The organism is Rhodococcus sp. BP-261 (assembly GCF_019835205.1).
GTDB classification, from domain to species: Bacteria; Actinomycetota; Actinomycetes; order Mycobacteriales; family Mycobacteriaceae; genus Rhodococcoides; species Rhodococcoides kyotonensis_B.
Window position 1 is genome coordinate 13,210 of the sequence record NZ_JABUCO010000025.1, and the last position, 20,922, is coordinate 34,131.

The following is a 20,922-nucleotide window of genomic DNA, read 5'->3' on the forward strand; positions in this document are numbered from 1 at the left end:
GAGAAGAATACTGCTCATGTCATGAGCATGCAAATGCGCATGTCATGAGCAGTATCACTACCGTCGACCCGTAAGGGCTTGCGGCGACAGCAATTTCGCGACGTCGTCAGGCGTCAACAAGCCGGATTCCACGGCCAGCTCGGCGACAGTCCTGTCCGACGACAGTGCGCGTGCCGCGAGTTCGGTGGCCGCGTCGTACCCGATGTGCGGATTCAACGCGGTGACGACGCCGGCAGATCGCTCGACCGTCGCGCGCATGCGGTCGACGTTCGCGGTGATGCCAGGGACACATCGATCCGCGAGAGTGCTTGCAGCATGGGACAAGTGCGTGATCGAGTCGAGCAGCTTGTGCGCGATCAACGGCTCGAACGCGTTCAGCTGCAACTGGCCCGCTTCGGCGGACATGGTGATCGCGAGATCGTTGCCGATCACCTCGTACGCCACCTGCGTCACCACCTCGGGCACAACAGGGTTGACCTTGCCGGGCATGATCGACGAACCCGCCTGCACCGCCGGCAGATTGATCTCGCCGAGACCGGCACGAGGTCCAGACGACAGCAGTCGCAGATCGTTGCAGATCTTCGACACCTTCACCGCCGTGCGTTTCAGCGTGCCCGAAATCTGCACGAACGCACCGACGTCCTGCGTTGCTTCGAGCAGGTCGGTGGCCGTCGTCAACTGCAGACCGGTGAGTCGACTCAACTCGGACCGCACCAGTTCCGCATAACGTGGATGCGAATTGAGGCCGGTGCCGATTGCCGTTCCGCCGAGATTGATCTCGTCGATCAGACGTGCAGCCTCACCGAGTCGATGGATGTCCTCGCCGATCATGACGGCGTAGGTGCCGAATTCCTGACCGAGCGTCATCGGCACCGCGTCCTGCAGCTGCGTGCGGCCCATTTTGATGACGTCGGCGAACTCCAACGCTTTCGCCGCGAACGCCGCAGCCAGATGAGCCATCGCCGCTTCGAGATCCGCGAGCGTCGACCGCACGGCGATCTTGACCGCCGTCGGATAGACGTCGTTGGTGCTCTGCCCCAGGTTCACGTGCTCGAGCGGGTGGATGAATGCGTAGTCACCACGACTGCGCCCCAACAACTCGAGGGCTAGGTTCGCGATGACCTCGTTCGCGTTCATGTTCGTCGACGTGCCTGCGCCACCTTGGATGACGTCGACGACGAACTGATCGTGCAGGGAACCGTCGGCGATCTCCATGCAGGCCGCGATGATCGCGTCCGCACGTTCCGCGTCGAGCAGCCCGAGTTCTTTGTTCGATTGCGCCGCAGCTGCTTTCGTCAGCGCAAGCGACCGCACGAGCGCCGGGTACTTCGCGATCGCAACCCCGGTGATCGCGAAGTTCTCCAGCGCCCGCAGGGTATGCACACCCCAGTAGACGTCCGACGGCACGTCGCGATCGCCCAGCAGGTCGTGCTCGCTGCGGAACGAGTCCGTCATGACACGACCGCGTCGAGCACCAGCATGTGACCGGGGTAGTGCGTCGCCGCATACGCGAGATCGGCTGTGCCGAGTGCCAACTGAGGCGTGACGCCGCAATCCCAGAAGACGGGGATCTGCCCCTCCCCCACTCCGGCGAAGATGCCGAAGTCGGGACGGGAGATGTCGTCGATACCGAGGGAGGCCGGATCGCCGATGTACACCGGTGCACCGTGACCGGTCGGGTAACGACCGGTCACGGTGACTGCCTCGTCGACCAGATCTGCATCGACCGGTCGCATGCTGACGGCGAGGGGTCCGTCGAACATGCTTGCAGCTCCGGCAGTTCGGAGGATGCGATCGGTGATGTAGACCGGCGGCGCGGTCGTGGCGACGGGAATGCCTGCGCGACGCAGCGGCCCGTCGAAGGTGTGGCTGCACCCGAGCACGAAGGCGACGGAGTCGTCCTTCCACCAGGCGCTGAGGTCGTTCGGCTCGTCGACGACGGTGCCGTGATCCCAGACTCGGTAACGCGGGAGCATCGTCGAGATGTCGACGGTGCAGCCCTGGTACGTCATGGTCGGGTCACCGGGCTGCGTACGCCCGAGGACCGGACACACCGTCGGATGCGCGGCGCAGTACTCCTCGAAAGCCGCTGCGGCACTGGCCGGCACGACGACGAGGTTGGCCTGCTGATGGTCGTCGAGCAGACCCGCTGTGGCCGTGGTCCATTCGCCCGACGCGATCCGCGTCCGCAAGTCCAGAGGCGAGGCAGGCGCTGTCACAGCAGAGCCTCCTTCGAGGACTCACGCACCGTCGTGAGGGTCACGAGCGCGAGCACCGCGGCGAAGATGAGCAGGAAGCCGGGCATGAGCAGGTTGTCCGTCTTGGAGATCAACCACGTCGCGAGGTACGGCGTCAGACCGCCGCCGATGATCGTGCCGATGTTGAACGCGAAGGACAGACCGGTGTAGCGCACCCGCGTCGGGAATTGTTCTGCGTAGGTCGGGTACGTGACCGACTGGACGATCGGCATCGGCAGTGCGAGAACGACCATAGCGCCGACGGCGAGAGCGAAACTTCCCTGATCCATGACGATCATCGCGGGCAGAACGAGGATGGCGTAGCCGAGGAAGCCGATGGTGATGATGCGCTTACGGCCGTGCTTGTCCGACAAGCCACCGAAGATCGGCATGAGCGTCGCGACGAACAGGCTGATGGCACCCATGATCCAGAAGGTGTTGGACTTCGAGTAGCCGAGGTACGTCGTCAGGTAGATGTTCATGAAGATCAGGCCGACCCAGTAGCCGGTGTTGGAGCCGATTGCCAGGAAGATGACCTTGAACAGTGCACCGGTGTGCTCGGTGAAGACCTCACGCAGAGGCGTCTTGGCCGGCCTCTCCTTCTCGGTGACGGCGAGGAATTCGTGCGAATCCTCCAGCTTGCGACGCGCCATCAGCGTGACGACGATGAGCGGCAGGGCAAGCAGGAACGGGATGCGCCAACCGAAATCGCGCAGTTGGTCGTCGGACAGGATCGTGCTCGTCAGGCCTGCGACCAGTGCCGCGGTACCGCCACCGATGGCCACGCCGACGGGGGTGAAGGCACCGAAGAATCCGCGACGGCCGTTCGGTGCGGATTCCGCGAGGTACGTCGCCGAGCCGGTGACCTCGCCGCCGGCGAAGAAGCCCTGGGCGAGACGGACAAGAAGCAACGCAAGAGGCGCGAGAATGCCGATGGATTCGGCCGTGGGCAGCAGGCCGACGACGGCAGTCGCGGTACCCATGCCGACAACCGTCGTGATCAGAACTGGCTTGCGGCCGATGCGGTCACCCAGGCGACCGAGGACGATGCCACCGAGCGGACGCATCAGGAACGCGCTACCGAACACGGCGAGGGTCGACAGCAGAGATGCCGTCGGGTTGCTGCTGGGGAAGAACAGCGGACCGATGACGACGGCGAGGTAGCCGTACACGCCGAATTCGTAATATTCGACGGCTGTGCCCGCTGCGGCCGCGACTGCGGCGCGCCGCGCGTTCTTGGGCTTCACGTGGTCCTCGGGTGGGGTGAGAGACCCAGGTACGGTGGTCATGGAATGTCTCCAGTTCGGTGAAAGTCGGTGACGTTCGCGGTGGACGGGCAAGTCGAGTCGCGAACGCATCGATGAATGGGCGACGGTTCCCTGGAGTCCGTCGGCAGGATTGCCGTCCTGCTGATGGTCTCCGGGATAGGTTCAGGGTTGTTGCTGGAAGGTGACCGTCTGTCCCACTGAGGCTTGGCCCAGTAGATCCAAGTCATCCTCCGTGACCACCCCGATGACGGGATAGCCTCCTGTCACGGGATGATCGGCCAGGAACACGATGGGCTCCCCGGATGGGGGAACCTGAATCGCGCCCAACGCCATTCCTTCACTGCGAAGGTCGACCGAGCCGATGGTCAGTGGCTCGCCGGTCAAACGGATGCCGACGCGGTTGCTGTTGGCACCCACTGTCCAGCTGGTCGATACCAGAGCTTGTTTGTCTTCCACGCTGAAGAGCGAATCTCTGGGTCCCCACCGAAAGCGTAGCTGCACAGTACCTTCCGGGTACCGGGAGCGTGCAAGTTCGAGTGGAAGTTCTGGGGCGGTCGTCGTCGGACCGAGCTTGTATTCGTCACCCGCTGCGATGGCGGCGGGGCCGAGACCCGACAGGGCGTCGCTGCTCGCGGAGCCGAACGTCGTATCGGTGCGGATGCCGCCGGAGATCGCGACGTAGATCCTCAGGCCCGCGGCCGGCCGGCCGATCGAAAGACGCTGACCCGCCGCGAGATAGACACGTTGAGGCTCGCGTACGACACGGCCGTCGACGCGCACCTCCACCGGCGCACCGGTGAGCGCTACGTAGCGTGGACTCGTGACGGTGAACGCCAGTCCGCCGAAGAGGTTCTCGAACACGGCAGCATTCTCGGCGTTGCCGACGAGTCGATTGGCCAGCGCTGCCGCAGCACGGTCGACCGGGCCCGACGCGGTGATACCGAGGTGGGCGTATCCCGCGCGGCCCGCGTCCTGGATGGTCGTCGAGGCACCGGGGTCGAGGATGCAGGCAGCGACTGTCTGCGTTGGCTTTTCGAGAAGTGTAGTCATCGGATGACCCTTTCGAACACGATGCGGTCCCCGACGGCCAGCCGACTGGGGTTGTCCCACTCGGTGTTCCACAACACGGCATCGGTGTGCCCGATGATGTGCCACCCACCAGGCGTACGACCCGGGTAGACGACGGTTTGCGTGCCGGCGATTGCGATGGCACCGGCGTCGACCTTCGGTCGTGGCGACGTACGACGCGGCAGCGCCAACTGGTCGGGGCAGCCGTCGATGTACGCGAAACCCGGTGCGAAACCGAAGAATCCGACGGTGTGGGTTGCAGCAGAGTGCATGTCCGCTACGTCCTGGACGGTCATGTTCAACGCCGCGGCGACGTCGTCGAGGTCCTCGCCGTCGTAGACGACCGGGATGGTGACGGTGTTGCCGTGATGCTGTTCCGTGGCCTGGGTCAGACTGGAATTCTGCACGAGGCCTCGGATGTGGTTCTCCAGCACGGGCATGTCGTGGCTGCGGTGCGCGATGAACAGAATCGAGGCGGCTGCCGGGACGACGTCCTGCAGCAACGCTGCCCATTCGCTACGACGTACCGCGGCGATCCACGCCGGGATCACCTTCGGCTCGAGGTCCACGAGCCATCCGCGGTCGCCTGCGCGATGCAGGGTGTCGAGCTCGATCACGGGCGCCGTCCGATCGGGCTCAGACCGAAACCGCTGTCGGCCAGCGCCTTACGCGTCTGCGTTGCGATCTCGACGGCGCCTGCGGTGTCGCTGTGCACGCACAGGGCAACCGCGTCGTACGACGGCGGGAGCACCCGCACGGTGTCGCCGTCGACGGACACCGTCTCGCCGGTCTGCACCATCTTCACGGCCCGTTCGGCGGCAGCCTCGGGCTCGGTGATCAGCGCCGCCGGATGACGACGGCTCACCAGCCGAGCCTTGGACGTGTAGTTGCGATCGACGAAAAGCTCTGCGATCGGCTCGATTCCGGCGTCGACGGCCTGGGTCCAGACCTCGGTGTCGTACTGGCACAGGATAGGCAGCGTCGGGTCGACGAGCGTGACGGCCTCGACGATGGCGCGGGCATGCCCGGCGTTGTCCGCTGCCACGTTGTACAGCGCGCCGTGCGCCTTGAGGTACGTGACCTCGGTGCCGGCGACACGGGCGAAGGCCTGAAGGGCGCCGATCTGATAGACGAGGTCGTTGACGAGCGTCGACACCTCGACGTCGATGAAGCGACGACCGAAGCCGGCCAGGTCACGGTAGGAGACCTGTGCGCCGATCGAGACACCCCGCGCAGCAGCCTCTTTCGTCGTCCGACGCAGGATGTCGGGGTCGCCTGCGTGAAAGCCGCACGCGACGTTGGCTGCGCTGACGGTGTCGAGCAACGGGCCGTCGTCCATGATTCCCCAGACACCGAATCCTTCGCCGATGTCGGTGTCGATGTGCACGGCGGTCACAGTTTGGCCCTCCAATAGGTGTTCATGTCGTCGGCCGAGTTCTCCCAGGCCCGGTGCAGGCCGGTTTGCCCACCTTCGATGTGGGCCAGGATCAGATCGGCCAAGGCGGTCGCGTCACCACTGGAGAGCGCGTCGACCATGCCTTTGTGTTCGCACTGCACGCGCTCGTAAGCGTTCGTGCCGTGCACGTAGAAGCGGGAGTACGGCTCGAGCCGGTGGTACATCTGCGCGATGATCTCGTAGCGCATCGGTAGCCGCGACAGCCGATACATGTCGAGGTGGAACGACAGATTGGTGCGTGACCACGTGTCCGCGCCGGTGTCGCCGACGTTGTCCATCGCCTCGGCCATGGCCTCGAAGCGAGCGATGTCGCGACGAGAAACCCGCTCGACGACGTGCTCGGCGAAGCTGGGCTCGATCAGACGTCGGAGGTCGTAGATCTCGTCGATCTCCTCGATGTCGAGCGCGGTGACGAAGGTTCCGCGGCCACGTTCGGAGCGCAGCAGACCCTCGCCGACCAGCGTGCGCATCGCCTCGCGCAGCGGAATTCGCGAGACGCCGAAGCGATCTGCCAACTCCTCCTGCACCAGCCGATGGCCGGGCGGGTACACACCCTCGACGATCGCGGTGCGCAGGTCAGCGGTGAGATCACCGCCCTCGGTGTGGTGTGGGCCACGAACTGTTGAAGCCATATACGTTGTATACACTGCATCCAGAGGGCTGCGGAACCACTTTCCCGATTTTGTCCGAATCCGTAACGGAACCGACCCGTCGCGTAACACGGGCGATACAGAGGGGCCCCAACCACACCGGGCGGTACGCCCCGGGTTCAGTGATGCTCATGCCGACTCGATTCCTCGATTGGATCCGCCCGGCATGGCGGCGAAGATCGTCGACCAATGGGTCATTTGTGTGAATGAACGACGACTCCGTCTGTCTCGCTGACATATTCGACGACGGAGTTTGTCGGACCCTCTCGCTACTGTCACTCGTATCGGGAGGATTCGGCCGCACTGCGGCCAACTGTTCACAAGGAGGCTCCTCATGAGCGAGGAACCTGATTTCGACACGCGAGTGACTGCGGCATGGCGGCAGTTCTCGGGCCGGCTCTGCTCGTACTTCATCGACATGAGCGAGAACGACCGGCTTACCATCCACACGGTGCAGAAGGGCCTGTCACTGGTCGTGCACCCCTACGGCGCGGACGCCGTCATCGAAGGCGAACTGCTGAACGCCGTCACGCACGAAGACCGCATCATGCTGACCAACGCCGGTTGGACCAGCGAGGGACCGTCCGAGACCGCACTGAGGCTGAGCGTCATCGGAGACCCTGACGAGGTCGTCGACGCAGTCGAGTTCATGTTGCGCGAACTACGCGGCGTGCCCCATCCGGCGTTTCTCACCGCGAGCATCAACGACGGTGCACCCAAATCGATGTTCGACGACAGCTGGGAGCCCATCAGCGCGCACACCCAACTCGTCGAAGAGGTCGACGTCATGCTCACCTCGATCATGAGCCATCCGCCGGTCAAGGACGACGACGGCGACGTGCCCTTAACGTTCGACGGGCGAACCGCGTTCCTGAGAGTCTCGACGTCAGCAGTGATCGAGTTGTTCACGGTGTTCAGTGTGCACCCCGAAAACCGTTCGGCAACAGCGCAAGCCGCCTGCTACTCCCATCAGTGGCCGGACATCAAGTTCACCGTGGGTGAGCACCATGTCGTCGCGATCCAGCGAGTCGACTGTGCTCCGCTGATCGAAGAGCACCTCGGTCGAGCCCTCGGCACGTTCCTGCGATTCTTCGAAGACGAGGGTGGAAAGATCGCCGCCGAACTGAGCACGGAGCCACCGGACACGGGCATGCCGCCCGAACTGCAGACGATCTTGCACCTCGATACCGCAGACACGCCCCTTGACGCAGAGGATGTTGCCTTGATCTGCGGACAGAACCGCGACAACATCCTCGGGCTCCTGGACGTGTGCGGTGACCACCATCGCGAGTTGTCGACGGCCGATCGGACGCAGGAGCTGCTCCGATCGGCTCTGCGCTTCGTCGTACTCGACCTCCCGCGGCAGAGGTAACCAACCACGTCTGACCCCCCCTGGCCTGACCGGGCACATCAGTGCAACGCGCCGGGGGCAATGCTTGGTTCACCAGACCGAACGACGATGATGTTGCCCGTGACCCTGTGGATTGTTGCAACCGGCGTCGAAGCCGCCGCGATCGTCGGTCTCGGCGTGTGGATGATCGTCACCCGTCGGCAATTGAAGAGCACGCGCGACGCGCTCGAACGCGCACGCAGCGATTCGCAGCACAAGCGTCGGCGACGCGGTATCGCACCGATGGCGATCAGAACGGCCTTCCAGACCGCAGACTCGCTGATCAACAAGGGGTTCGGCGCAACGGTGCGAAACTCGATCGAGGATCTCGCCGGATGGGCCAAGGTCGAACGCCCCGACCTGGCCCGGCTGACCGCGGACGGAGACGTCGTCGTCATGTTCTCCGACATCGAGGGCTCGACGGCGCGCAACGAAGAGCTGGGCGATCGAGGGTGGATGAAGCTACTGGAAAGACACAACAGGCTGATTCAGAAGCAAGTCGACGCGCATGGTGGCCACGTCGTCAAGAACCAGGGCGACGGCTTCATGATCGCGTTCTCCGACCCCGAGCAGGCTGTGCGATGCGGGATGGCCGTCCAGGAGGCGCTGCTCGAGAAACCGGATCGCTGGAACGACATTCGAGTACGAATGGGTATCCACACGGGCAGTTCGGTGCGACGCGGCGACGATCTCTTCGGACTCAACGTGGCCATGGCCGCGCGCGTGGCAAGCCAGGCCGAGGGTGGGGAGATTCTCGTCAGCGAACCACTGAGCGTGAAACTCGGTCGTGATATCCCGCTGGGTAGGCCACGGAAAGTCGAATTGAAGGGTATGAGCGGCAGCCACGAGCTGTATCCGGTAGGGCTCCCCGCACTCACGAAATCGAAAGACGATGCTCCAGAACTCGAATGATCATCACGGGTAACGCGTGCTCAGCAATGGCCGATGCACCAGTCGACCCTCGACGATTGGACTGCATGATGATCAAGAAGGTATTTGCCGCCACGGCCCTGGCAGTCGGCGCAACAGCCCTGACCGCAACGCCCGCGTCAGCCGATGGAATTTACGACTCTCCGTTCACCAGCGAGAACACCGAACGCTTCGTCAGCGCATTCGATCCCGCGGCCTATGGTCCACGGGGCAACGACCCCATCATCATCAGCCCGTACGGCACTGGCCAGCCGATCTACAGCTGGAGTTTCCACGGTCAGGGCCAAAGCTGGCAGGTCGATCCGTCAGGCAATGCCCACCTGCTCCGCGGAATCTCCATCCCGACCGGATCATCGGAGGGGGACATCCGGGGAATCTCGATCTTCGACCCCTTCACGATCCTCGACTACTGAGACAAGAATGGTCCATTCATGTTGTCTGACAACATGAATGGGCAGTTCCCGCAGTACGCGTCGTGCGTGCACCCTCACGCGTCACGGCCACAGGTTTCGAATTCGTTCGCATTCGGTGCGCTCGCCGGCCAACACCCAGGCGTCGAAGACGCGGCCTGACACCCACGCGTCACGTTCGCGATCCCGAAGCTCGTCGATCGCCCTGTCGAGTTCTGTTCGATGCAGGAACGTAGCGACCGACCGCAGCAGTCGCTTGACATCCAGATTCACGACGTCGCCAGCTGCTCGCCGACCAACGCCGACTGCCCGAGAACTGCCCTCACACTTGCATCACCCGCGATGAAGTCGTGGTGGTCGTAGAAGTCGAACATTGCGCGCAATCTCGAGGCCGCGCCGACAGGCATAGAGTAACCAACCGTGTTCTGCCACTGGTCGAGAGAGATCTGCTCCACTTCGGCGCCGTACCTCGCGGCCAATTCACGGACCGAAATAGCCTCCGACCCGCCGAGTTCGTATGTCGCACCGTGATGACGCGAGCCCTCGACCAACACTGTCGCAGCGACGGCGGCCACGGCGCGCAGACTGACGAACGAGAATCTGGTGTCCGGGCTGTACGGCAACGTGATTCGTCGAGAATCCCCAGCCATCACCGACGCGAAGTTCTCCAGATAGGCACACGGCTGCAGCACCGTCCATTTCAGCGGGGATCGATGCAGTTCGTCTTCGCACACGGCCTTGTCCATGTGGTGAGGCATCGCCGGACTGAAAGGCCACGCAACAGAGTGGTACACCACGTGCTCGACACCAGCGGATGCGGCTGCTGTCAACACATTTCGCAGTAGACCAGGCTCGTCCGGATGAACATTCGGGGCGATGAAGTAGACGGCACGACAACCCAGTAACGCCTTACGCAGCCCGGCTCCGGTTTCGAGCTCCACCTCGAAGTCGCCCTCGGCTCGCGCCGTGTGCACGATGCGCCGCGCACCCGGTGGCAGCGCGGCGACCACTGCGCTGCCGGTCTTGCCCGCGGCACCGATGACAGCGATGTCGGTGCCGCGAGCAATGCCGTTGTCCATGATCAATTCTGAAGGTAGTCGTAGACGGCCGACGTATCTCCACCGGACAGCCGAGCGTAGCCCGGGCCACGATCGAAGAACGGTTCCTCGTCGCCTCGGTCGGCCCGTAGCCGGTCGCGAAGAGCTACCGTGGCATCCATATCGACGACCGGCTCTACGTCCCCTGTCATGACGACGCCATAATCCTCGCGGGCACCGTCGCGAGACACTTTGCGCCACAAGACGTCACGCAGTACTTCTTCGACGGGTCGGTCGAACGGGTCTCCCCACCCGCCGCCACCGGTGGTACGGATCCGAACGACCTCGCCCGCTCTGATCGGCTCCGCGTCCGTGAGCGCGTCGAACTCCCGCTCGTTGGGGCCGTTCGGATCGAGAGTCACCGAGAACGGCCGCCCGGCCTTGCCGCCCTTGACTCCCCAGCATGCGAGGATCGAGCGATCAGCGATGGACATGAAGTGCGCGTCCTTGAGCATTCGGATGTGCTTTTCGTAGCCCAGCCCACCTCGGTAGCGTCCGGCGCCGCCGGAGTCGATTGCCAGTCCGAGCTTTTCGACGATGAACGGAAAGCGACTTTCGCTGAATTCGGTGGGGAGATTCCGCGAATCAGGCACGACGTGGATTGTGTCCTCGCCGTCCGAATAATACCGGCCACCGGATCCGCCCCCGAGCACCTCACGCATCAGGTACGAATGGCCGTCGAAATCCTCGCCGTAGACGCCGGTGTAGCGAATGGTCTCCTGATCGGCGGGCATGTTCCCGTCGACAGCCTTGGCGACGACGCCTGCGAGCACGCCGAGCAGCCGCAGGATGACGAACGTACGAGCATTCGTCGGCGCCGGGAAGATCGGGGTAATAAGCGTTCCCTTTTCGGGGAATTTCATCTCGATCAGCGGCACGACGCCCTCGTTGACGTCGAGCTCGGCCATCCGCTCGGGCGTATCGGCAAGGTTACGCAGGATCGGGGCAAGCCACTTGATCAGGAAGTTGCCGTCGGCGTAGTCACCGCAGTGATTGATCGGCCCCTTCGCTTGCGGTCCTGTTCCGTTGAAGTCCAGGATCAATCGCTCGCCGCCCTCGTCATCGGCAGAGGTCTTGGTCAACGTGATCCGTTGGGTGTGCAGCATGGGCTCGTCGACGCCGTCGTGCTCCGCGTAGTCCTCCCACGTGTACTCGCCCACCGGGATCTTGCTCAAAATTTCGCGACGGTACGTCTCCGTGGTCGCATCCATCATCGCGTCGAAACAGGATTCGACCGTGTCGACGCCGTACCGCTCGAACAGCTCGGTGAGCCGCCGCGCTCCCATCAAGCATGCCGAGCATTCGGCGTCCAGATCGGCAGCCAGCGCGTCGGGCATGCGGGAATTGCGCGTCATGATGCGCAGTGCTGCCTCGTTGGGTACGCCCTGATCCCACAGTTTGATGGGCGGCACCATCAAGCCTTCCTCGTACACCGTCGTCGCACCGGACGGCATCGAACCCGGGCAGCATCCGCCGATGTCGTCGTGATGACCGAACGCCTGCACGAACGCAACGACTTTCGGCTCCACGTCCGGAGTCACGCGAGCGAACACCGGCACCGTGACGCACAGGTCGGGAAGATGGCCGATGCCGCCTTCGGACAGGTAGACGTCGTTGTGGAAGTAGACGTCGCCGGGCTTCATCGTGTCGAGCGGGAAGTCCCGGGCGACCGGATGCACCAGCGCCGAGTACGAGCGACCAGTCAGCTTGCGTAGATTGCGGTCGTGGATTCCGGCACGGAAGTCGTGCGCGTCGCGGATCATCGGCGAACGTGACGTCCGCGAGATCGATGTCTCCACTTCCATCTCCACACTGGCCAGGTATCCCGCAACGATCTCGACGAGAATCGGGTCCGGGGTTGCGCCGTCGGTGTCGGTCAGCCGGTAGGGCTTGGCTGCGGTCGCGGCGGCAGCATCGAGTACAGCAGTCATCACTTCGCTCCGTTCGAGTCGGAAGTCTTGGAGATTCGGATGTTTCCGTGGGTGTCGATTCGTGCCGAGAATCCCGGGTGGATCGGGACGGTGGAGCTGAACTCCTCGATGACGGCAGGCCCGTCGATCGTGTCGCCTGCTCCGAGTCGCGCGCGGTCGTAGACGGTGGTGTCGACCCAGGAGTCGAAATATGCCTGACGCGAACCGGTTCGGGCCGAGGAAGCCCCTGAACCGGCAGCCACGGTTCGAGCGGCCGGACGCTGGATGGGGCCGATTCCGCTGACGCGCAGATTGACCCACTCGACGTGCTGAGCAGGGTCACCACGGAAGTCGTAACCGTACAGTTCGCGGTGTGCGTCGTGGAAAGCTTCGGCGGCGACGTCCATCAGATCGGTAGTGATCGCGCCTTCGCCGACGGGCACTCGCACCTCGAAGGCCTGGCCCATGTAGCGCAGGTCGGCCGTGCGGACGTAGCGGCGCTGCGTCTCATCGAATCCCTCTTCGGCCAAGGCGATCTCGGCAGAACCCGCCAGCGAGTCGAAGATGTCCTGCAACTCCGACGCCTGCAGACGGTCATGCCGTCCGACATGAGTCTGCACGTAATCGTTGCGCACGTCGACTGTCAGCAATCCGAAGGCCGATACGTTGCCCGGATCCAGTGGGACGAGCACGTCTTTCAAACCGAGGATGTCGATCAACTTGCACGCCAGTAGCGAGCCCGAGCCGCCGAACGTGACGAGGGTGAAGTCACGGACGTCGAGGCCACGCTTGACGGTGATCTGACGCAACGCGTTGGCCTGGTTCCACGCCGACACTTCGAGGATGCCGACAGCGCACTCTTCGAACCCGAGGTTCAGCTCGGAAGCCAACTGCTCGAGCCCTTTCCGCGCCAGCTCGGTGTCGAGTGGGATCTCACCGCCCAAGAGGTGGGGTGGGATGCGTCCGAGCAGTACGTGTGCGTCGGTGATGGTCGGTTCGCTGCCGCCCTTGCCGTAGCACAACGGTCCGGGATCGGCGCCTGCCGACTGGGGTCCGACGCGGAGCGTGCGTTCCGGCGTCATCCACGCAATCGAGCCACCGCCTGCACCGACGGTCACGACGTCGATCATCGGAATCTTCGACGGATAGTTTCCGACGCGTCCCTCGGTGGTCAGCGCGGGCTCACCGCGGACGACGACGGTGACGTCGGTCGAGGTGCCTCCGCCGTCACACGTCAGCACCTGGTCGACGCCGGCAGCATCGGCGATCAGTGCGGCGCCCAGTGCACCCGCAGCAGGGCCGGACAGAACTGTCGTGATGGGCTGGTGAACAACCTCTTTGGCCGACAGCACCCCACCGTTGGACTTCATGACGTAGAACGGAATGTCGCGTGATTCGCCGTCGGCCGTGGAGAACTCACGCAGACGGTTCGCAATGTTGTTGACGTAATTGCGGATGTTCGGCTTCACCGCGGCATCGACGAGCGTGGTGATGGACCGCTCGTACTCTCGGTACTCACGCAGCACCTGGCTGGAGATGCTGACGGTGGCCTCGGGGAACATTTCGTCGAGGATGTCCCGCACACGCTCCTCGTGCGACGGGTCGGCGTAGGAGTGCATGAGGCAGACACCGATGGTCTTGATGCCGTGGTCTTTGAAGAACTGTGCTGCGGCGCGGACGCTGCCCTCGTCGAGCGGGCGAATCTCGCTGCCGTCGAACGACAAACGGCCACCGACGGTCTTGACGCGGTCGGCAGGCACGATGCGGTCGGGCTTGACCCAGAAGTAGGAGTTGCCGTAGCCGTCGGGCACGGATTGACGAGCGATCTCGAGGACGTGTTCGTAGCCCTCGGTGGTGATGAAGCCGAGGTTCTCGACCTTGCCCTCGAGCAGCTTGTTGGTCGCGACGGTCGTGCCATGGCTGACAGCTCCGATAGAGTCGCCGTGCTCGCCGAGTTTTTCGAGCACCTTTTCGATGCCGGTGAGGAACCCCTCCGCGGGGTCGGACGGCGTCGACGGGGTCTTGGTGGTGACAATGGCGCCGGTCTCGTCGTCGACTGCCACGATGTCGGTGAAGGTGCCACCGGTGTCGATGCCGATCCGTATCTTCCTGGATTCCACTTCTTCCTCCGTACAATCGTTCCCGATGGGATTGATCCGATCGGCGCTGGCGTGTGATGCCATTCCACAGCGTGTGAGAGGAGGAATCTTTGTCAGATTTCGCCGAACCCGACGGGCACTCTTCGGCGCAGGCTCACGAGCGCACGAAAAACGCCCCGAACCATGGGAGATTCGGGGCGACATTCTTTGTCTACGGTGCTATCTGGAACGTCCTAGGAGTCCACCGATCACCACGCCGGTCAGGGCAATAACGGCACCAGCCGCAGCACTGACGAGCACCGTGCGCGCGTCGGTCCCTCCTGGCACCGGCGTCGCTCGCGGCACCTGATTCACCTGCTCCACAACGGCTTCCGAACTCGTCGCCGATTCGGGCGTTGCAACAGGCGTCGACGACGGGATTCCGTTGGCGATGACGCCGTCGATGCTCTTGAAGAACACTCCGGCCATCTTCTTCGCTACCCCGGTGATCATCCGCTGTCCGACGCCTCCCACCATCCCTCCGACGACTGCATCGGCGTCGTAGGACAGCAGGGTCCCTTGCTCGTTCTCCGTCAACGTAACCGTCACATCGGCCTTGACGGTGCCCGGCGCACCCGCACCGGACGCTGTCATCACGAACGAATTGGGCCGATCCTGTTGCGAGAGAACCACTTCACCGTCGTACACGCCCTTGATGGAGGCGACGCCCGCCATGATCGAAAGCTTGTAATGATTGTCGGTGAGTTGTTCGAGCGACTGCACTCCGGGAATCGTCGCGGCCAGTACGCGACCGTCCTGCAGGTTGTCGTACACCTCCTCGCGGGGTGCCGTGAGCTGTGCGGTGCCGACGATTCTCATGAATTCTCCTGTGCTGACTGCTGTGCGAGACGAAGTTCGAACAGCTCCGACGGTGAAATCGGCATTGATGTGATCGGAATACCCTCGGCGCTCTCGATGGCTGCGGCGATGACTGCGCTGGTGGGAATGACACCGGCTTCGCCCGCGCCCTTCATGCCCAACGGATTGAGTCCGGACGGCGTCACCGTGTGGTCCATCTCGAGAGAGTTCGGCATCTCGGTGACGAACGGCATCAAGAAATCCATGTACGACGCGTTGAGCATTTGCCCGTGCTCGTCGTAGACGATCCGCTCGTACAGCGCCCCGCCGATTCCCTGCGCCACAGCGCCCATGACCTGGCCTTCGACGATGCGCGGGTTGATCACGTTGCCGCAATCGTGGATGACCACGTACCGCAGCACGGTGATCTCCGCGGTGATCGGATCGGTTTCGACGATGGCGGCGTGCACTCCCGACGCGAACGTCGAATGCGGCGGCGAGTAGTACCCGGTTGCCTCCAGCCCGGGCTGTTCACCCTCGGGAATCGGAGGCTTGGTCATATCGGGGTCAGCCTTGGCGAACCCGGTCGCCAGCTTGGACTCGCGGTCGAACGCGTACCGCAGCGGATTGGACAGCACTGCAACGACACTCAGCGGAACCGACGTTCCTTCGACGCCCGGCTCGGTCCCGACCCGGCAGACATGGCCACCTCGGAGCTCGAGGTCGTGTGCATCGATGTCCAGAATTCCCGACGCGATCGTGCGGGCTTTCTCCGCAACCATCTGCGCTGCAACGTGGAACGCCGATCCGGACATGACCGCTCCGCGAGATGCGAAAGTTCCGACGGCATAACCGAATCGCCGGGTATCGCCGGTGACGATCTCGACGTCGGAGACATCGACCCCGAGGTCGTCGGCGACGATCTGCGCGAACGCGGTCTGGTGTCCCTGTCCCTGCGTCGTCAATCCCGTTGCAGCCTTGACCTTGCCTGACGTCTCGACGACGACGTGCGCGCCTTCGTACGGGCCGGGACCCGTTCCCTCGACGTACGCGCCGATGCCGATCCCGACGGTGCGGCCCTCGGCCTTGGCCTGCCTCTGGTACTCGGGGAACCCGTCCCAGTCGATGAGCTTCTTCAGCTTGTCGATGCCCGCCTGGTAGTCCCCCGTGTCGTAGATCAGAGGTCGACCGTCCTGGAACATCAGACCGAAGTCGTACGGCATATCCTCAGGGCGAACGAAATTGATCTCGCGAACGGCGATCTTGTCCTTACCGAGATGATCGGCGATCGCGTCCATCGCGCGTTCCATCGCGAAGACAGCCTGCGGTCGGCCCGCGCCTCGGTACGGGGTGACGAGGACGGTGTTGGTGTACAGCGAATAGGCGTCGACACGGAACGAATTCGGTTTGTACGGCCCCAGAACCTGTGTCGCCGTATTGATCATGACGATGATGCCGTACGGCAGATAGGCACCGTTGTCGTGCCAGAACGTGAAGTCGAACGCCAGCAGGCGGCCGTCGTCGTCGAACCCGATGTCCACCTTCTGAATCTGACCGCGCTCGTGCGCGCTCGAGATGAAGTGTTCGCGGCGATCCTCGACCCACTTGACCTCGTTCGACACGCCGGCGCGGCCGAGGCGTCGGGCAGCCCAGGTGACCATGACCTCCTCGGGCCACGGATGGACGATCTTAACGCCGAAACCGCCGCCGACGTCGGGTGCGATGCAATGAACCTTGTTGAGCGCCATGCCGAGACGAGCCGCGATCGCGGCCCGTGCCGAGGTCGACGTCTGAGTCGACGTCCAGAACGTCAGAGCATTCTCGTCGCCGTCCCATCGGGCGTAGACGCCCTTGCCTTCCATCGGCATGGACGCCGAACGTTCGATCTCGAGATCGAGCGTCAGACGGTTCGGGGCCGCAGCGATCTCGGCATCGACGTCGCCGAATCCGTGTTGCAGGCGCGCGGCGATGTTGTCCGGTACGTCGTCGTGCACGGCCGTGTTCGCCTGACGGGCGGTATCGATTCCGACGACGGCATCGAGCATCTCGTAGGTCACGTCGATCTTGGCGCACGCGTCCTCGGCGATGTACCGGTTGTCGGCGACGACCATCGCGATTGCCTCGCCGACGTGGTTGACCTCGTCCTTGGCGAGCGGATATCCGTTACGAGCAGCCACGATCGCCGGGTGCGGAATCAGCAGAGGAAGGTTCTCGGCCATCTCCTCCGAGTCGTCGAGGAGGTCGTCGTAGACGTAGATCGCGTGGACACCGGGAACTTCCAGTGCCGGATCGATGTCGATGTCGACGATCCGCGCGTGTGCGTGCGGCGACCGAACGAATGCGGCGATCAGGGCACCGTGACCGAGGTCGTCGAGATACCGACCCTGGCCGCTGAGTAGACGCGTATCCTCCTCACGCGGAATGGGTTTGCCGAAGAACTTGGTCGACGAGCCCAGTACGTGTTCGGTATCGACCTGCGTGCTCATGAACGCCCCGCCCTTCCGCCGACGGGCTGCGTGCTCCCCCGCACCTGGCGGTCCAGCGCATCTCGGGTGGCTTCGTTGTCGACGCCGAGCGGGAATTGCCCCGCGCGCTCGCGTGTGATCTCCGCGGCTCGAAGAACCGATGCGCGGATGTTCTGGTATCCGGTGCAGCGACATAGGTTCCCGGCGATGGCTTCGGTCGCCTCGTCGTGCGTCGGATCGGGGTTGTCCTCGAGAAACGCGGCGATGGTCGTCACGAAACCTGGTGTACAGAATCCACACTGAAGTCCGTGACAGTCCTTGAGTGCCTGCTGAACCGGGTGTAGCGTGCCGTCGGGTTCGACGAGTCCCTCGACCGTCGTGACGGAATGTCCTTCGAGACTGGCTGCGAGAACGAGGCACGAGCGGACCGGGTTCCCATCGAGCAGGACGGTGCACGCACCACATACACCGTGCTCGCAGCCGACGTGAGTCCCTGTGCGGCGCATGTGATGTCGAATCGCGTCCGAGGCCAGTGTGCGAGACGGAAGCACGACGGTCTCGGTGACGCCGTTCAGCGTGAACGTGACGGCAACATGATGCTCGCCTGTGTCGGCTTGAAGTTCGGACAATTGATCGTCGATGGACTTCGGCATTACAACCTTCCTACGAGTACGCGATCCGCGCTCGCATCCCGAGCCGCCGCGAATCCGACACGGCTGGTCAATGCGGATACGAGCTGAGATCGATATGCGGCCGTTGCATGGATGTCGGCATCGGTTTCGATTGTGTCGCGGGCTAGTTCGCCGACTGCTCGCCACTGTGGGTCTCGTTCGTCGGTCGCCGACGCCCCGGCAAGCGCGTCGCTGTAATCGACGACGACGCCGAGTTCGCCGGCCGAGATGTAGGTCATCCGGGCCGTGATCACGTGCCCATCGACGATCTCTACCTGCGCGACGACGCCGACCAGAGCGTAGTCGCCGTGGCGTCGGGCAATCTCGTCGATTGCCGTGCCCATACCCGCCCGGGCCGGAGGAACACTCACCGACAGCGCGATCTCGTCGGACTCGAGTGTGCTTTCCAGGGGCCCGGCGAACAGGTCGCCCGAGTCGATGACGCGTTGCCCACGTATCGATTGGACGGTGACCTGCCCGCCGAGCAGCGTCAGCACGGCGGGCATCTCTGCTGATGGGTCCGCATGCACGATGGATCCGACGGTCGTTCCGCGATTGCGAATGGTCGGGTGCGCCACCAGGTTCAGTCCGCGGCTCAGCAGGGGCTGAACGTCGCGGGCCTCGGCATGGTTGTACAGCGCGGAATGCGTGACCAGGGCTCCGAACTCGACCCCCGAGTCCGGCGAGACGGTGACGACGTCCAGGTCGCGCACCGCACCGATGTCGACGATGTGTGCGGGCGCCGCCAACCTCATCGACAGCAGCGGAACGAGCGACTGACCACCGGCCATCACCTTGCCCTCGTGGGAGACCTCGGAAAGGATGCGGCACGCCTCCTCGACCGTGGTCGGCCGGTGGTACGTGAGCGGCGACGGTTTCATGTCTCGATCCTGCCTGTCATAGTGCGTTCGCAATGTGTGGAGATGTGACAACAGTCACGCCCGCGAGCTGGCAACCTGCGTCATGTCAGCTGTTTGGCGGGAGGCGCCTCCGGCGTCGTGTCATCCTTTCGAGGCGCGGTGTAGCCGTCGAGCTCGGGGTTGCGGGAGCCGATGAACCGGCAGAAGTGGTACATCACGATGACGACGATCGTGCCGAGAGAGATGCCGCCGAGCGAGAACGTGTCGCTGAACGTCAGGGCGGTGTCGCCGATACCGATGATGAGGCCGGCCGCGATCGGCATCATGTTTAACGGGTTTCCGAAGTCGACGCCGTTCTCCTTCCAGATCTTGGCACCGAGGAGGCCGATCATCCCGTAGAGGACGACGGTGATTCCGCCGAGAACGCCACCCGGTGTCGCCGAGATGAAGGCACCGAACTTGGGCGAGAAACCGAGCAGCATCGCGACGACACCGGCTACGAAGTAGGCCGCCGTGGAGTAGACGCGGGTAGCTGCCATGACCCCGATGTTCTCGGCATACGTCGTGGTGGGAGACCCACCGACGCCACTGGCGATGGCCGTCGCGAATCCGTCACCGGCGAGCGCGCGGCCCATGTACGGATCGAGGTCGTCCTTGGTCATCTCCGCAACGGCTTTGACGTGGCCGGCGTTCTCTGCGATCAGCGCGATGACGCCGGGAAGAACGAGCACGACGAACGTCAGGCTGAACGACGGCGCATGGATGCCGACGACACCGTTGGCCTCGTCCGAGAACGGCGGTAGACCGAACCACGACGCCGACGACACCGAGTCCCAGTTGACGCGGAAATGCTCGGTGATCGCGCCGGCATTGGCGTCGTACGAGGTAATCGGGCCGGACACCTTGTCGAGAACCCATGAGACGACGTAGCCCAGAATCAGAGCAAGGAAGATCGCGATGCGTCCCATGAAGCCGCGCAGCGCCACCGACATCACGATCAGAGCGACCATCACCAACAGCGCAACCCATTGATCCTGCGGCCAATACAGCCCCGCCACGACGGGCGCGAGATTGAAGCCGATCAGCATCACCACCGCTCCCGTGACCGCAGGCGGCAGCAGTTTGAAGATCAACCGTCCGCCGAGGAAGTGAACGGCGACGCCGATCAGGCCGAGGACGAGTCCGGACACCAGGATCGCGCCGGTCACTTCCGCCGACGTTCCCCCCTGGGCGCGAATGGCGGCGATACCACCGACGAAGGCTGCCGACGTCCCGAGGAAACTGGGAATTCGCCCCTTCACGACCAGAAGGAAGAAGATGGTGCAGAAGCCCGACATCATCACGGCCAGTTGAGGATTGAGCCCCATGATGATCGGGAAGACGAAGGTCGCGCCGAACATCGACACGACGTGCTGGCCGCCCAGTCCGATGGTCCGTCCCCAGCTGAGTCTTTCACCGGGAGCGACGACGTCGCCGGGAGCGACCGTTTTTCCATCTCCGTGCAGGGTCCAAATCGGCATGATCGGCCTTTCGTGCAGAGGAAGGCGGTTCACACTCTGTGTTCCAGCTCACAA

General features: G+C 63.7%; 19 protein-coding genes. 3 read left to right on the forward strand and 16 right to left on the reverse strand.

Going from position 1 to position 20,922, the window contains the following annotated elements; all coding sequences use genetic code 11:
- Positions 1-57: 57 nt before the first annotated feature.
- The 7 genes from HQ354_RS21325 to HQ354_RS21355 form a co-directional block, all read right to left on the reverse strand.
- Entirely contained in the window at positions 58-1,455 is a 1,398-nt protein-coding gene (locus tag HQ354_RS21325) for an aspartate ammonia-lyase (protein WP_068430314.1), read from the reverse strand.
- Positions 1,452-2,219 (reverse strand): D-glutamate cyclase family protein, encoded by a 768-nt coding sequence (locus HQ354_RS21330; RefSeq protein ID WP_068430311.1) that lies wholly within the window; start codon positions 2,217-2,219, stop codon positions 1,452-1,454. The genes HQ354_RS21325 and HQ354_RS21330 overlap by 4 nt, the downstream gene beginning before the upstream one ends.
- On the reverse strand, positions 2,216-3,526 hold the full coding sequence (locus HQ354_RS21335) for an MFS transporter (RefSeq protein ID WP_222635519.1): 1,311 nt from the start codon (positions 3,524-3,526) through the stop codon (positions 2,216-2,218). Before HQ354_RS21335 ends, HQ354_RS21330 begins: the two co-directional genes overlap by 4 nt.
- Positions 3,527-3,667: 141 nt before the next feature.
- Complete coding sequence (locus HQ354_RS21340; protein ID WP_222635520.1) at positions 3,668-4,555, reverse strand: biotin-dependent carboxyltransferase family protein; 888 nt, start codon at positions 4,553-4,555, stop codon at positions 3,668-3,670.
- Positions 4,552-5,190 (reverse strand): allophanate hydrolase subunit 1, encoded by a 639-nt coding sequence (locus tag HQ354_RS21345; protein ID WP_068430306.1) that lies wholly within the window; start codon positions 5,188-5,190, stop codon positions 4,552-4,554. The genes HQ354_RS21340 and HQ354_RS21345 overlap by 4 nt, the downstream gene beginning before the upstream one ends.
- Positions 5,187-5,969 (reverse strand): LamB/YcsF family protein, encoded by a 783-nt coding sequence (locus tag HQ354_RS21350; protein ID WP_222635521.1) that lies wholly within the window; start codon positions 5,967-5,969, stop codon positions 5,187-5,189. Before HQ354_RS21350 ends, HQ354_RS21345 begins: the two co-directional genes overlap by 4 nt.
- Positions 5,966-6,661, reverse strand: coding sequence for a GntR family transcriptional regulator (locus tag HQ354_RS21355; RefSeq protein WP_068430303.1), 696 nt, complete (start codon positions 6,659-6,661; stop codon positions 5,966-5,968). Before HQ354_RS21355 ends, HQ354_RS21350 begins: the two co-directional genes overlap by 4 nt.
- A 352-nt stretch (positions 6,662-7,013) precedes the next feature.
- On the opposite strand from HQ354_RS21355, the gene HQ354_RS21360 reads away from it, so the two are divergent.
- The 3 genes from HQ354_RS21360 (at position 7,014) to HQ354_RS21370 (ending at position 9,412) form a co-directional block, all read left to right on the forward strand.
- Positions 7,014-8,051, forward strand: a complete 1,038-nt coding sequence (locus HQ354_RS21360) for a hypothetical protein (protein WP_222635522.1) — start codon at positions 7,014-7,016, stop codon at positions 8,049-8,051.
- 90 nt (positions 8,052-8,141) lie between these two features.
- On the forward strand, positions 8,142-8,981 hold the full coding sequence (locus tag HQ354_RS21365) for an adenylate/guanylate cyclase domain-containing protein (protein WP_174551488.1): 840 nt from the start codon (positions 8,142-8,144) through the stop codon (positions 8,979-8,981).
- 65 nt (positions 8,982-9,046) lie between these two features.
- Complete coding sequence (locus HQ354_RS21370; RefSeq protein ID WP_254303616.1) at positions 9,047-9,412, forward strand: hypothetical protein; 366 nt, start codon at positions 9,047-9,049, stop codon at positions 9,410-9,412.
- An 81-nt stretch (positions 9,413-9,493) separates the two neighbouring features.
- Here HQ354_RS21370 and HQ354_RS21375 read toward each other — a convergent pair whose 3' ends face one another.
- The 9 genes from HQ354_RS21375 to HQ354_RS21415 all read right to left on the reverse strand — a co-directional run bounded on the left by HQ354_RS21375 (position 9,494) and on the right by HQ354_RS21415 (position 20,868).
- Positions 9,494-9,682, reverse strand: coding sequence for a hypothetical protein (locus HQ354_RS21375; RefSeq protein WP_068430296.1), 189 nt, complete (start codon positions 9,680-9,682; stop codon positions 9,494-9,496).
- The gene (locus HQ354_RS21380) at positions 9,679-10,488 is read right to left on the reverse strand and encodes an NmrA family NAD(P)-binding protein (protein ID WP_068430293.1); all 810 of its coding nucleotides are present in this window, start codon (positions 10,486-10,488) and stop codon (positions 9,679-9,681) included. The genes HQ354_RS21375 and HQ354_RS21380 overlap by 4 nt, the downstream gene beginning before the upstream one ends.
- A 2-nt stretch (positions 10,489-10,490) precedes the next feature.
- Complete coding sequence (locus HQ354_RS21385) at positions 10,491-12,437, reverse strand: hydantoinase B/oxoprolinase family protein (protein WP_068430290.1); 1,947 nt, start codon at positions 12,435-12,437, stop codon at positions 10,491-10,493.
- Positions 12,437-14,536 (reverse strand): hydantoinase/oxoprolinase family protein, encoded by a 2,100-nt coding sequence (locus tag HQ354_RS21390; protein ID WP_222635523.1) that lies wholly within the window; start codon positions 14,534-14,536, stop codon positions 12,437-12,439. Before HQ354_RS21390 ends, HQ354_RS21385 begins: the two co-directional genes overlap by 1 nt.
- 198 nt (positions 14,537-14,734) lie before the next feature.
- Positions 14,735-15,373, reverse strand: coding sequence for a carbon monoxide dehydrogenase subunit G (locus HQ354_RS21395; protein ID WP_222635524.1), 639 nt, complete (start codon positions 15,371-15,373; stop codon positions 14,735-14,737).
- Entirely contained in the window at positions 15,370-17,838 is a 2,469-nt protein-coding gene (gene cutA, locus HQ354_RS21400) for an aerobic carbon-monoxide dehydrogenase large subunit (RefSeq protein ID WP_222635525.1), read from the reverse strand. Before cutA ends, HQ354_RS21395 begins: the two co-directional genes overlap by 4 nt.
- Positions 17,835-18,470, reverse strand: coding sequence for a (2Fe-2S)-binding protein (locus HQ354_RS21405; protein ID WP_222635526.1), 636 nt, complete (start codon positions 18,468-18,470; stop codon positions 17,835-17,837). Before HQ354_RS21405 ends, cutA begins: the two co-directional genes overlap by 4 nt.
- Positions 18,470-19,369: a xanthine dehydrogenase family protein subunit M gene (locus tag HQ354_RS21410; protein ID WP_222635527.1), complete on the reverse strand. Its 900-nt coding sequence runs from the start codon at positions 19,367-19,369 to the stop codon at positions 18,470-18,472. The genes HQ354_RS21405 and HQ354_RS21410 overlap by 1 nt, the downstream gene beginning before the upstream one ends.
- A gap of 80 nt (positions 19,370-19,449) precedes the next feature.
- Entirely contained in the window at positions 19,450-20,868 is a 1,419-nt protein-coding gene (locus HQ354_RS21415; RefSeq protein ID WP_222635528.1) for a uracil-xanthine permease family protein, read from the reverse strand.
- Between the last annotated feature and the right edge of the window lie 54 nt (positions 20,869-20,922).